This is a genomic window from Kitasatospora sp. NPDC008115, assembly GCF_042957205.1.
GTDB lineage: Bacteria > Actinomycetota > Actinomycetes > Streptomycetales > Streptomycetaceae > Kitasatospora.
The window spans coordinates 1-14,070 of sequence record NZ_JBIBHU010000059.1; the positions used below are offsets into that span (position 1 = coordinate 1).

Here is a 14,070-nt window from a genome sequence, read left to right on the forward strand (position 1 = left end):
AGGTGGTGGGGCTGGAGTTGGCGGGGTTGTGGGGTGGGTTGGTTGATGTGCCGGTGGTGTGGGACGAGCGGGTGGGTGCGGGGTTGGTGGGTGTGCTGGCGTCGGGGGTGGAGGATCAGGTGGCGGTGCGGTCCTCGGGTGTGTTCGGCCGGCGGTTGGTGCGTGCTCCGTTGGGCGCCGCCGTCACTGGTGCCGGTGGTTGGTCTGTGGGTGGTTCGGTGTTGGTGACGGGTGGGACGGGTGGGGTGGGTGCGTGTGTGGCGCGGTGGTTGGCGGGTGTGGGTGCGGAGCATGTGGTGCTGGTGTCGCGTCGTGGTCCGGATGCCGAGGGTGTTACGGGGTTGGTGGAGGAGTTGGAGGGGTTGGGGGCCCGGGTGTCGGTGGTGGCGTGTGATGTGGCGGATCGGGGGGCGTTGGAGGGGGTGCTGGCGGGGATTCCGGCGGAACTCCCGCTGTCCGCGGTCTTCCACGCGGCGGGTGTGGGGTCGTATCGGGAGGTCGGGGACCTGTCGGTGGAGGAGTTCGAGGGGGCGTTGCGGGCGAAGGTGGAGGGTGCCCGGCATCTGGACGCGTTGACGGCGGGGATGGAGCTGGACGCGTTCGTGCTGTTCTCCTCGGGGGCGGCGGTGTGGGGAAGTTCGGGTAACGCGGCCTATGCGGCGGCCAACGCCTATCTGGACGGTCTGGCGCAGGAGCGTCGGGCCCGTGGTCTGACCGCGACCTCCGTCTCCTGGGGCGGCTGGAAGGGCACCGGCATGGCGGACGCCCGGACCAGTGAGCTGCTGACCCGGGCGGGTCTGCGGCTGATGGACCCGGAGGTGGCGATCAGCGCCCTCGACCAGGCCCTCGTCCGGGACGAGACCCTGCTCACGGTCACCGACATGGACTGGGAACGTTTCACGCTGGGCTACATGATCGCCCGTCACCGTCCGCTGATCGAGGACATCCCCGAGGTCCGCAAGGTCCTGGAGGCGGAGGCCGCCGAGCGTTCCGGTGACGACTCCGCGGCTCGGGCGCTGCGCGAACGCCTCGCCGGACTGGGCGAACCGGAGCAGCGCACGGCGTTGCTCGATCTGGTGCGGGCGGAGGCGGCGGCCGTTCTCGGCCACGGTGCCACCTCCGCGATCACGTCTGCGAAGCCCTTCCAGGAGCTGGGCTTCGACTCGCTCACCGCGATGGAGCTGCGCAACCGGCTGAACACCGCGACCGGGCTGCGGCTGCCCTCCACCCTGGTCTTCGACCACCCCACCCCCGCCGCCCTCGCGGCCTTCGTGCGCGGGCAGCTGATGGGCTCGGCGGCGGAGGCCGGAGCGCCGGCGGCCGTGGTGGCGCGCTCGCAGGACGACGAGCCATTGGTGATCGTCGGCATGGCCTGCCGCTTCCCCGGGGAGGCGACATCGCCGGAGGAGCTGTGGCGCCTGGTCGCCGAGGGCCGCGACGAGGTCGGCGAGTTCCCGGCCGACCGCGGCTGGAACGCCAACAGCACCCACGATCCGGCCCAGTTCACCATGACGGCCACTCGTCAGGGCGCGTTCGTTCATGACGCGCCGGAGTTCGACGCCGCCTTCTTCGGGATCTCGCCGCGTGAGGCGCTCGCGATGGATCCGCAGCAGCGGCTGCTGCTGGAGTCCTCGTGGGAGGCGCTGGAGCGCACGGGGGTCGACCCCTCCTCGCTGCGCGGCAGCCGGACCGGTGTCTTCGTCGGCGGTTCGCCGCAGGAGTACAGCGCGGTGCTGATGAGCTCGGCCGAGGCGTCGAGCGGCTATGCGCTGACCGGTTCGTCGGGCAGTGTGATGTCGGGCCGGGTGTCGTACGTGCTGGGTCTGGAGGGGCCGGCGGTGACGGTGGACACGGCGTGTTCGTCCTCGTTGGTCGCGCTGCACCTGGCGAGCCGGGCACTGCGCACGGGTGAGTGCGATCTGGCGCTGGCCGGCGGTGTGACGGTGATGTCGACGCCGGGCGCGTTCGCCGAGTTCTCGCGCCAGGGCGGCCTGGCCGCGGACGGGCGGTGCAAGGCGTTCTCGGACGATGCGGACGGCACCGGCTGGGGCGAGGGTGTGGGCATGCTGGTGGTCGAGCGGTTGTCGGACGCGCGGCGCAACGGGCATCCGGTGCTGGCGGTGATCCGCGGCAGCGCGGTGAACCAGGACGGTGCGTCGAACGGTCTGACGGCGCCGAACGGTCCGTCGCAGCAGCGGGTGATCCGTCAGGCGCTGGCCGACGCCGGACTGTCGGCCGCCGAGGTGGACGTGGTGGAGGCGCACGGGACGGGGACCACACTGGGTGACCCGATCGAGGCGCAGGCGCTGCTGGCGACGTACGGCCAGGACCGCCCCGAGGGCCGCCCGCTCTGGCTCGGCTCGATCAAGTCCAACATCGGCCACACCCAGTACGCGGCCGGCGTCGCCGGTGTGATCAAGATGGTCATGGCGCTGCGGCACCGGGAGCTCCCGCGCACCCTGCACGTGAGCGAGCCGTCGTCCCAGGTGGACTGGTCGGCGGGAGCGGTGGAGCTGCTGGCCGAACCGCGCGACTGGACGGTGCCGGAGGACCGGCCGCGCCGTGCGGGCGTCTCCTCCTTCGGCATCAGCGGCACCAACGCCCACATCATCCTGGAGCAGGCCCCCGAGGCGGAGGCCCCCGAGGCGGAGGCCCCCGAGGCGGAGGTCTCCGGGGCCGGTACCCCCGCCCCGGGCGGGCCGCTGCCCTGGCTGCTCTCCGGGCAGTCCCCCGAGGCGTTGGGGGAGCAGGCCCGGCGGCTGCTGGCCCGGTTGGAGGCGGACCCCGCCGCGGCCGATCCCGCGGACGTCGCCGTGGCGCTGGCGACCACCCGGGCACAGCTCGCCCACCGGGCCGCCGTGGTGGCCGAGGATTTTCCCGACTTCCTGGCCGGCCTCGCGGCCTTGGCCGAGGGGGCTTCGGCGCCCGGTGTGCTGCGCGGCGTGGCGACCGACGGCGGCCTGGCCGTGCAGTTCCCGGGCCAGGGTTCGCAGCGCCTGGGCATGGGGCGTGAACTCTACGACCGTTTCCCGGAGTTCGCCGCCGCCTACGACGAGGTCTGCGCGGAGCTGGACCCGCACCTGGAGCGGCCGCTGAAGCAGGTGGTGTTCGCCGCACCGGACTCCGTGGAGGCCGGGCTGCTGGACGGGACGGCCTTCACCCAGCCGGCGCTCTTCGCCGTGGAGGTCGCGCTGTTCCGGCTGGTCGAGGGCTGGGGCGTGCGGCCCGACGTGCTGCTCGGCCACTCGATCGGTGAACTCGCCGCCGCTCATGTGGCCGGCGTGTGGTCGCTCGCGGACGCCTGCCGGGTGGTCGCGGCCCGTGGACGGCTGATGCAGGCGCTGCCGCCCGGTGGCGCGATGCTGGCGGTCCAGGCCGGTGAGGAGGAGGTGGCCGAGGCGCTGGCCGGCGTCGCGGGCCTGGCGGGTGTCGCCGCGGTCAACGGCCCGCTCGCGACGGTGCTGTCCGGCGAGCTCGCGGCCGTGGAGGAGCTGGCCGGCCTCTTCGCGGCGGCGGGGCGCAAGACCCGCAGGCTGACGGTGAGCCATGCCTTCCACTCGCCTCTGATGGAGCCGGTGCTCGCCGGGTTCGGCGAGGTGCTCGCGGGGGTCTCCTTCGAGCAGCCGCGGATCCCCGTGGTGTCCAACCTGACCGGCGGGCTCGCCGGGCCCGAGCTGTGCACGCCCGAGTACTGGGTGCGCCACGTCCGCGAGGCGGTCCGGTACGGCGACGCGGTCCGGACGCTGCTCGACCGGGGCGTCGGCACGGTGCTGGAGCTGGGCCCGGGGGAGGTGCTGACCGCACTGTTCCAGGAGGCCGCGGCCGAGTACGGACCGGCCGGTCCAGGGGCCGTGGCCGCCCTGCGCGGGAAGCGGGGCGAGACGGCCGCGCTCACCGCGGCCCTCGCCCGGGTGCACGCGAGGGGCGCGGCGGTGGACTGGCCGGCCTTCTTCGCCGGCCGCCCGCACCGGGGGATGGACCTGCCCACCTACGCCTTCCAGCGCCGCCGGTACTGGCTGGCCACCGGGGCCGCCCGCGCGGGCGACCCGTCGGGCGTCGGCCTGAGCGCCGTCGAACACCCGCTGCTCGGCGCGGGGGTGGCGCTGCCTGATTCGGACGGCTGTCTCTTCACCGGGCGGCTCTCCCTGGCGTCCCACGGCTGGATCGCCGACCACCGCCTCGCCGGCCTGCCGCTGTTCCCCGGGACCGCGTACGTGGAGCTGGCGCTGTGGGCCGGGGAGCAGCTCGGCTGCGAACTGCTCGACGAGCTGACCCTTCAGGCCCCACTGGTGCTGTCCGAGCACGGCGGCACCGCGCTGCGGCTGGTCGTCGACGGCCCGGACGGCGAGGGCCGGCGCGCCGTGAGCGTCCATTCGCGCCCGGAGGACGCCGCGTACGACGACGCGTGGACCTGCCACGCACGGGGCGTGCTCGCCGTCGCCGGTCCGCCCGCGGTGGCGGGGGAGCCCGCGCCATGGCCGCCCGCGGGTGCGCAGGCCGTGCCGCTGGAGGACTTCTACGCGGGGCTGGGCGAGGACGACTTCGAGCTCGGTCCGGTCTTCCGCGGCCTGCGGGCCCTGTGGCGCCGGGACGGCGAACTGTTCGCCGAGATCGGGCTGCCGGAGGCGGCAGGGGGCCCGGAGAACGGTTTCGGCATCCACCCCGCGCTGCTGGACGCGGCGCTCCAGCCGCTGGCCCTCGGCCTGCTGGGAGCGGACGAGCACGGTCAGGGCACGGCGACGGTGGGCCTGCCGTTCGCCTGGACCGGCGTGCGGCTGCACGCGACCGACGCCACGACGGCGCGGGTCAGGCTCACCCCCGTCGGCCGGGACGGTGCCGGGGTCACGCTGCTGGACGCCGTCGGCGACCCGGTCGCCTCGATCGACTCGCTGACCCTGCGGCGGCCCTCGTTGCCCGAGCCGTCCGCTCCCATGGACCCGGCCGCCGCCGTCGGCAACTCGCTGTTCCGGCTCGAATGGACGGCCGCGTCGCTCTCCGAACGGCCCCTGTCGGGCGCCTGGGTGACGCTCGGTCACGATCCGCTGGACCTGCGGCCGCGGGTGCTGGCCGCCGGCCTCCCGGGGACCCCCTACCTGGACTGGCAGTCGCTGACCGACCGGCTGAGCACCGGTGCCCCGGCGCCGGACGGAATCGTCGTCTTCTGCGCCGGCGGTGATGACGGGGGCACGCCGCAGGCCGCGCACGCGGCCGCTCGGTGGGCGCTCGACGCCGTCCGGCAGTGGCTCTCCGACGAGCGCCTCGCCGACACCACGCTGGTGGTGCTGAGCCGCCGGGCGGTCTCGACCGGACCGGCGGACCCGGTCGCCGACCTGGCCGCCGCCACGGCCTGGGGCCTGCTCAGGACGGCACAGTCCGAGAACCCGGGCCGGATCGTCCTGATCGACGTGGACGGGGACGAGGCCTCCTTCCGGGCCCTGCCGGCCGCCCTGGCCGGCGGCGAGCCGCAGGTGGCGCTGCGCACGGGCGGGCCGGTCGTGCCCCGGCTGGTCGCGGCGGCGGCCCCGGCCGGCGACCCCGGCCCGCGGGCGGCGTTCGGCGAGCGGGGCACCGTGCTGGTCACCGGTGCCGGCGGCGCGCTCGGCGGCCTGGTGAGCCGTCACCTCGCCACCGCGCACGGCGTGCGCCGACTGCTGCTGGCCGGCCGGCGCGGACCGGCCACCCCGGGCATGGACGAGCTGATCGCGGAACTGGGCGAGCACGGCGTCGAGGCGACGGCGGTCGCCTGCGACGTCGCCGACCGTGACGCCTTGGCCGTGCTGCTGGATGGGATCCCCGCCGAGCACCCGCTGACCGCGGTGGTCCACCTGGCCGGGGTCCTGGACGACGGCCTGCTGACCTCGCTGACCCCCGAGCGGCTGGACCGGGTGCTGCGGCCCAAGGTGGACGCGGCCTGGTACCTGCACGAGCTCACCGCGCACCTGGACCTGTCGGCCTTCGTGCTGTTCTCCTCCGCCGCCGGACTACTGGGCAGCCAGGGGCAGGGCAACTACGCGGCGGCCAACACCTTCCTCGACACCCTCGCCGGCCACCGCCGCGACCGGGGCCTGGCCGCGCTCTCACTCGCCTGGGGCTGGTGGGAGCAGGCCGGCGGCATGGCCGACGGGCTCGGCGGCCGACAGCGGGCCCGGATGAGCCGGAGCGGGATGGCGCCGTTCGGAGCAGCGCAGGGCCTGGCCGCGTTCGACCTGGCACTCGCCGGGCAGGAGGACCCGCTGCTCGTCCCGATCCGGCTGGCCGCCGGGCGCGGGGCGGCATCGCCGGGACAGGAGATCCCGGCGGTGCTCCGCGCACTGGTGCAGCCGTCCCGGCGCCGGGCGGCGGCCTCCGGGCGGGGCGGCGGCGAGGAGCTGAGCGGTCGGTTGGCCGGACTGGAGTCCGGGGCACGTGAGGCGGTGCTGCTGGACCTGGTCCGGGCCGAGGCGGCCGACGTGCTCGGGCACACCGACCTGGCCGAGGTCCAGGGATCCAGTGCCTTCGCGGAACTCGGCTTCGACTCGCTGACCTCGGTCGAGCTGCGCAACCGGCTGAACGCGGCCACCGGGCTGCGGCTGCCCCCCACGCTGATCTTCGACCACGCGACGCTGGCCGCGCTGGCCGGTGAGCTGAACCGGCAGTTGGCCGACGGTGCGACGGCCGCGGCCACCCGCACGGAGGAGGCGGCCCCCGTGGAGGACACCGCCACCGCGGCGGTGAACGCGGTCGAGGCACTGTACCGGCGGGCGCTGGAGACCGGGCGGATCGACATCGCGCACAAGGTGCTGGCGACCGGCGTGGAACTGCGGCCGACCTTCTCCGGCCCGGCCGAGCTGTCCGGCGGCCCCGGCCTGGTACGGCTGGCGAGCGGATCGCAGCACCCGCGGATCATCTGCTTCCCGTCGCCGTCGGCGTGGGCGAGCAACCAGGAGTTCGTGCCGCTGGCCACCCCGCTGCGCGGCATCCGCGACATGTGGTCGTTGATGCTGCCCGGCTTCGTGGCCGGTGAGCCGGTGGCCGCCGACTCCGAGGCCCTGGCCGACCACTGCGCCCGCCTCATCGAGGAGAGCACCGACGGAGAGCCCTTCGCCCTGGCCGGCCTCTCCTCGGGCGGCAGCATCGCCTACATGGTGGCCACCAGGCTGGAGGAGCGCGGGGTCCGCCCACTCGGCGTGGTGCTGCTGGACAGCTTCCTGGCCGGGACCAGGCAGGCCGAGTACATCCTGCCGGTGATGGAGTCCAGGACCCTGGAACGGGAGAAGAGCTTCGGCCGGCTGACCGGCGTCAGGCTGACGGCGATGGCGGCCTACTTCAACCTGCTGGGGGAGTGGCAGCCGAAGGAGATCGCCACCCCGGCCCTGCTGGTCCGGGCCTCGGAGATGGTCAACGCCGAGCCCGGCCGGCCGCTGCCGCCGGACGAGACCTGGAAGCCGTTCTGGCCGATGATCCGTGACACGGTGGACGTCCGGGGCGACCACTACACGATGATGAGCGAGTACGGCGAGAACACCGCGCGCACCGTGCACGAGTGGTTGGCCGCGCGGTAGCGGCCCGACCGGGAACCCCCGACCCGCCGGGCGGGCCGAGCACTCGGCCCGCCCGGCGGTCGTGCGCGCCGCCCCGGGAGCGCCGCCCGGCCCTTCCCGCGTGCGGAAGGCCGGTGCCCCGGGCGGGGCACCGGCCTTCCGGCGGGTCGACGGCTCCTGGGTCAGGACCGTCCGGCGACCGCGGTCTTGAGGGCGCCCTGCGAGTACAGCTCGCGGCAGGCCCGGCGCTGCACCTTGCCGCTGGTGGTGCGGGGCAGCATGCCGCGGCGGATGACCACGACGTCGTCCGCCTCCAGCCGCTGGCCGTCGTGGACGGCCGACCGGATCCGCTCGCGGAGCCCCTCCTCACCGACCTGCCGCAGGACCCGGCCGTCGGCCTCGACGACGATCACGAGCCGCTCGCTCTCGCCGTCGTCCACCGAGAACGCCGCCGCGCAGTTGGGGTGCAGCCCGGTGGCCGCCCCCTCGACGGACAGCTCCAGGTCCTGCGGGTAGAAGTTGCGGCCGTTGCGCACGATGACGTCCTTGAGCCGGCCGGCTATGAAGAGTTCCTCCGCGTGCAGGAAGCCGAGGTCGCCGGTGCGCAGGTAGCGCGGGGCGGAGTCGTCGAGGGCCGCGCCGGCCGGCCGGGCGTGGAAGGCGTCCTCGGTCTCCTCGGCCCGTCCGCGGTAGCCCAGGGCGACACACGGGCCGCTGATCCAGATCTCGCCGACCGTGCCGGCCGGGCAGGGCGCCAGGGTGACGGGGTCGACGATCAGCACCCGGGTCGGCCGGGACGGAGCGCCGGCGCCGACCAGCGGCTGCGCGCCCTCAGCCCCGGCCTCCTGGAGTTCGAGCCGGCCGTCGACCAGTGCCGAACGCGACACCCACAGCACGGTGGGCCGCCGCTCCGGCGAACTGCCGGTCGCCTTCAGGGTGTTCTCGGCCAGCCCGTACCCGGGCGACATGGCCTCCGGCGCGAACCCGGCCGGACCGAAGGTCTCGGTGAAGGACTTGACGGCCCGCCAGCGGACCGGCTCCGCGCCGTTCACCGCGGCCCGCCACGAGGACAGGTCGAGCGCCGCCACGGCCCCCGCCCCCGCCTCCTCGGCGGCGCGCACGCACAGCTCGTAGGCGAAGCTCGGCGCGGCCGCGTGGGTCCCGCGATACCGGGAGACCGCCTCCAGCCAGCGCAGCGGCCGGCGGACGAAGGCGGTGGGCTCCATGAGGTAGGCCGGCACGCCGGAGCAGAGCGGCAGCAGCACGCCGAAGATCAGGCCCATGTCGTGGAACAGCGGAAGCCAGTTGACGACCACGCCGTCCGGCCCCGACGGCCAGAGGGCCTCGGTCTCCGCGACGTTGTGCAGGAAGTTGGCGTGGGAGACCATCACGCCCTTGGGCCGGCCGGTCGAACCCGAGGTGTACTGCAGGAGCGCGATGTCGTCCGGGCGGGGGTCCCCACCCGGCAGTTCGGCCCGCGGAGCGAGCGAGGAGGCGTCGACCAGGGTCAGCCCGGCCAGCTCCGGCAGGTCGCCGAACCGTTCCTCCAGGTCCTGCTTGATCCCGGCGGTGGTGAGGACCACGGTGGTCCCGGCGTCGTCGGCGATCCGCCGCAGCCGCTGCAGGCCGCTGCGGCGCGTCGGCACCTGGACCGGGGCGGCGGCGACCCGGGCGTACATGCAGGCGAGTAGCGACCGGACGAACTCCAGGCCCGAGGGGTAGAGCAGGACGGCGGAGTCCCCGGCCCCGAGCCCGGCGGCCGCGAGCGCGCCGCCCCGGCCACGCGCTCCGGCCTCCAGTTCCTGGTAGGTGAGGTGCCCGTCGGGTGTCTCGCCGTCGCGGAGGAACACATAGGCGGTCTCCCCCGGTTGCTTGACGCTCCGGAGGTGGAGGGCCTCGGTCACCGTACTGACGTTGGCCGTCCCGGTCTCTGCTCCTGGCTGGTTCATCGGTGAAGTCCCTGCCTTCTGATGGCGCGGCCACCCGGGTGCGCCCCGGCGACCGGTCAACGGTTGGATGGAGCGGGCGACCGCCCCGACCGGGCCGGTCGCCCACAACGAACGCTGGGGGCGTGGGAACGGCGAACCGCCTCCACACCCCCAGCTGTCGAGCCGGTGATCCCCACTCGGTGGCTACCAGGTGATCGGCAGCTCCTGAAGGCCGCGCAGGGCCGAGAAGGGCTTCATCCTGAGCTCCGACTCCGGCACCGCGATCTCCACGTTCGGCATCCGGCGGATCACGCCGAGCAGGGCCTCCTGCAGCTCGACGCGGGCCAGCTGCGCGCCCAGGCAGTGGTGCAGCCCGCCGCCGAGGGCGAGATGCGGGTTCTCGGCCCGGGTGAGGTCGAGCCGGTCGGGGTCGGTGAAGACCTCGGGGTCGCGGTTGGCGGCCCCGGTGCCCGGCAGGATGAGCGCGCCGGCCGGGATGGTCACGCCGCTGAGGACGACCTCCCGCTTGGTGATCTTGGGCTGGCCGGTGCCGCTGGTGCCGGTCTGGACGAAGCGCAGCAGTTCCTCGACCGCGGCGGGCACACCCGTGGGGTCGGCGATCAGCCGGGCGAAGTCCTCGGGGTGGCGCCGGAGGACCAGCAGGAACATCCCGATCGCGTTCGCGGTGGTCTCGTAGCCGTTGATCAGCATGCCGACGCAGAGGTGCACGATCTCGCGCTCGGTCAGCTTGTCGCCCTCGTCGCTGGCGGCGATCAGGGCGGTGATGAGGTCGTCGCCGGGATCGGTGCGCTTGGCCGAGATGAGCGCGGTGAAGTACTCCCGGAACCGCAGGGCGGCCTCGTCCCGCTTGACCGGGTCGGTCATCCAGTCGCCGAGCAGCGTGTCGGCCCACTCGCGGAAGTCGTGCTCGTCGGTGCGGGGGACGCCGAGCAGCTCGCAGATCACCTGGACCGGGAACGGCACCGAGAAGGCCTCCACCATGTTGACCGGCTGCGGCATGGCCTGCATCGCCGTGATCAGCTCGTCCACCAGCTCGGTGATCCGGGGACGCAGGGCGTCGATCCGCTTCACCGTGAACGCGCGGGAGACCAGCTTGCGCAGGCGGGTGTGCTCCGGCGGGTCCATGCCGACCAGTGACTCGTTCATGATCGCGGTGACTTCGTTCTGCGGCATGTTCGGCATGGCCGGCATGACACGGTTGCTGAACACCGGGTCGAACAGCGCCTGGCGCACGTCCGCGTGGCGGGTCAGCAGCCAGGCGGGCGTCCCGTCGGGCAGGGTCACCTGCGCGACCGGGTGGGTCGTGCGGAGCTCGTCGAGCTCGCGGATCGGCTGGCAGATCCCGTCCCCCTCGGGGAACGGGAAGGGGATCGGGGCAGGAGCATCGGTCACGGGAATTCTCCGGTAGCGGTGGGCCGGCTGATGGAAAGTGATGGGCAGGTCGGACCGGGCTCTCGCCCCTCGGACTCACCAGACGGTGGGATCGTACGAATCGGAGCCCCCCACCCGGTAACCCCTACGCACCCCAGAAGCGGCCGACCGGGCCGGGGCGCCGGCCGGCGCCCCGGCCCCGGCGTGCTAACGAATGAGTCGTCAGAGTCCGTCCCCAGCACCGGAATTGCTCAGCGCGAGGCGGATAAGGGTGGCCTCGTCCATCGTCATGATGGATTCGCTGAGGTCCGCCTTCCCGGCCGCCTCGCCACCACCGGAGCGGCCCTCGGCCAGCTCCAGCAGCGGGTCGAGCAGGCCGCTCTCGCGCAGCCGTGCCAACGGCAGTGAGCGCAGCGCCTCCCTGACCCTGGCCTCCTCGGCGGCCTGCGGATCCAGCCCCTCCTCCGCGGCCGCGGGGAACAGCTCGTCCCGCAGGAACCCGGCGAGCACCTCCATCGTGGGGTAGTCGAAGACGGCCGTGACGGGCAGCCGGACCCCGGTGGCGGCGTTCAGGCGGTTGCGCAGCTCCACCGCCGTCAGCGAGTCGAAGCCCAGCTCCTTGAACGGCCGGTCGATCTCCACGGCCTCCGCCGAGGCGTACCCCAGCACCGAGGCGACCTGCCGGCGGATCAGCGCCAGCAGCGCGTTGTGGCGCTCGCCGTGGGACATCGCGGCCAGTTGCCCGTGCAGCTGCGCCCCGTTGTCCTGCCCGGAGGCGGCGCCGCGGCGCAGCCCCGCGGGGGCCAGCGCGCGGAGCACCGACGGCAGCGCGCCGTCTCCGGCCTGCGCGCGCAGTGCGGCCGTGTTCAGCTTGACCGGGAAGAGGACGGGCTCGTCCGAGAGCCGGCAGGCGTCGAACAGCCCGAGGCCCTCCTCGGCCGGCAGCGGGACGACGGCCCGCATCGAGGTGTTGGCGAGCAGCGCGGTGTCGAACCGGCCGCCCATACCGCTGCTCGCCTCCCACAGTCCCCAGGCGAGTGAGGTGGCCGGCAGGCCCTCGGCATGGCGGTGCTGGGCCAGCGCGTCCAGGAAGGTGTTGGCGGCGGCGTAGTTGCCCTGTCCGGTGCCGCCGATGGTGCCCGCCACCGAGGAGAAGAGCACGAACGCGACCGGCCCGCCGTCCTTGGTCAACGCGTGCAGGTTGAGCGCCGCGTCGACCTTGGGGCGGAACACCGCGTCGATCTTCTCCGGTGTCAGCGAGGCCGTCAGGCCGTTGTCGACGGTGCCGGCGCAGTGCACCACCGCGGTCAGCGGGTGCTCGGCGGAGACGTCCGCGAGCACCCCCGCCAGCGCCTCGCGGTCCGCCACGTCGCAGGCCACCACGGCGGCGTCGGCACCCGCCTCGCGCAGGTCGTCCAGCAGCTCGGCCGCGCCCTCGGCCGCCGGGCCCCGGCGGCTGAGCAGCAGCAGCCGGCGCACGCCGTGCCGGGACGCCAGCCGCCGGGCGACCATGGCACCCAGACCGCTGGTGGCACCGGTCACCAGGACCGTCCCCTCCGGGTCCCAGGAGGCCGGCGCACCGTCGTCGGCCCCGGACGGGGTCTGCGGGCCGGACACCGGCGGCAGGGCGCGGACCCGCCCCAGACGGGGCGCCAGGACGGTTCCGGCGCGCAGCGCCAGCTGGTCCTCCCCGGAGGCCAGCGCCGCCGGCAGGGCCTGCCAGGACGCGGCTTCGCCGTCCACGTCGAGCAGCACCAGCCGGTCGGGGGTCTCGGCCTGGGCCGAGCGCACCAGGCCCCAGAGCGGGGCTCCGGCGAGCCCGGTCACCTGCTCACCGTCGCGCGCGGCCAGGGCCCGGCGCGTGACCAGCACCAGGCGGGTCGAGGACAGCCGCTCGTCGAGGGACGGGTCCAGCCAGGCGCGGACCGCGTCCAGGGCCCGGCCGGTGGCCGCCCGGGCCGCCTCCGCGAGGCCGGTCAGGTCCGCGGGCGTGTCGCTCGCGGGGTCGAGCAGCACGAAGTCGGGAGCTTCGGCGCCGTCGGCCACGGCGGAGACCAGGGCGCTCAGGTCCACGAAGGAGGCCGGAGCCCCGGCGGAGTGCTGCCGCGCGAGTTCGAGGAGGTCCGGCCCGACGGGACCGAGCGTCACCCAGCGCGGTCCGGCGGACGCCTTGACGGGCTTCGCCTCGTCGGGCGCCGTCACCCAGTCCATCCGCAGCAGCGACTCCTGTCGTGCGCCGGCGAACTGCTCCGCCGTGATCGGCCGCATGGCCAGCGAGTCCACGGAGACCGCCGGCACGCCCAGGGGGTCGGTGGCGAACAGCGCGAGCGACCCGGAACCGGCCGGGGCGATCCGCACCCGCAGGGCCGAGGCGCCCGTCGCGTGCACCGACACACCGCTCCAGGCGAAGGGCCGCCAGCCCGGCACGTCCTCGTCCAGCAGCCCGCCCAGGCCCACGGTGTGCAGGGCGGAGTCCAGCAGTACCGGGTGGAGGGTGAAGCCGCCCGCACGCTCCAGCTGCCCGGCGGGCAGGGCCACCTCGGCGAACACCTCGTCGCCCCGCCGCCAGGCGGCGCGCAGGCCGTGGAATGCCGGGCCGTAGAAGACGGGCCCGTCGGCGGCGAGCTCGTACAGGTCGTCGACGGGAACGGGCGTGGCGCCCGGAGGAGGCCACTCGGAGAGGTCCGGGACGGGCGAAGCGCCCCCGGCGGCCAGCACTCCGCTGCCGTGGCACAGCCACCCGGAGTCCTCCGCGTCGTCCTCGTGCTGCGAGAACACCTGGATCGCACGGCGGCCAGCCTCGTCCGGTGTGCCCACGGTCAGCTGGAGGCGGACGTGCCCGGTGGGCGGCAGCAGCAGGGGCGCCTCCATGGTCAGCTCTTCGAGCCGGTCGCAGCCGACCTGGTCACCGGCGACCATCGCCAGCTCGACGAAGGCGGTGCCGGGCAGCGGGACCGTTCCTGCCACCTGGTGGTCGGCCAGCCACGGGTGGGTGCGCAGTGACAGTCGGCCGGTGAGCACCAGGTTCTCGGAGTCGGCGAGGCGGACCACGGCGCCGAGGAACGGGTGACCCGCCGCCTGGAGCCCCACGCCGGCGACGTCGCCGCCGGTACCGGGTTCGGGCCAGAAGCGTTGGTGTTGGAAGGGGTAGGTGGGCAGGTCGGTGCGGCGGGCGTCGCGGCCGGCGAGGACGGTGGTCCAGTCGACGGGCACGCCGCGCACGTACGCCT

At 74.6% G+C, this 14,070-nt stretch carries 4 protein-coding genes; 1 reads left to right on the forward strand and 3 read right to left on the reverse strand.

The genetic code is table 11. From position 1 onward, the window contains the following. Positions 1-224 precede the first annotated feature (224 nt). Positions 225-7,541 carry an SDR family NAD(P)-dependent oxidoreductase gene (locus ACFZBX_RS36415; protein WP_391538104.1) on the forward strand — a complete coding sequence of 2,439 codons (7,317 nt, stop codon included), beginning with the start codon at positions 225-227 and terminating at the stop codon, positions 7,539-7,541. 161 nt (positions 7,542-7,702) lie between these two features. On the opposite strand, the gene ACFZBX_RS36420 is transcribed toward ACFZBX_RS36415, so the two are convergent. From ACFZBX_RS36420 to ACFZBX_RS36430, 3 genes are all read right to left on the reverse strand, one after another. Next, complete coding sequence (locus tag ACFZBX_RS36420; RefSeq protein WP_391538105.1) at positions 7,703-9,469, reverse strand: fatty acyl-AMP ligase; 1,767 nt, start codon at positions 9,467-9,469, stop codon at positions 7,703-7,705. Between the two features lie 183 nt (positions 9,470-9,652). Further along, positions 9,653-10,861 carry a cytochrome P450 gene (locus tag ACFZBX_RS36425; RefSeq protein ID WP_391538106.1) on the reverse strand — a complete coding sequence of 403 codons (1,209 nt, stop codon included), beginning with the start codon at positions 10,859-10,861 and terminating at the stop codon, positions 9,653-9,655. 201 nt (positions 10,862-11,062) lie between these two features. Next, positions 11,063-14,070, reverse strand: a 3,008-nt coding sequence (locus tag ACFZBX_RS36430) for a type I polyketide synthase (protein ID WP_391538107.1), incomplete at its 5' end; no start/stop codon positions are given.

Excerpts from the sequence above, each read along its gene's own strand:
- ACFZBX_RS36420 (WP_391538105.1), bottom strand. The coding sequence starts at position 9,469 with ATGAACCAGCCAGGAGCAGAGACCGGGACGGCCAACGTCAGTACGGTG.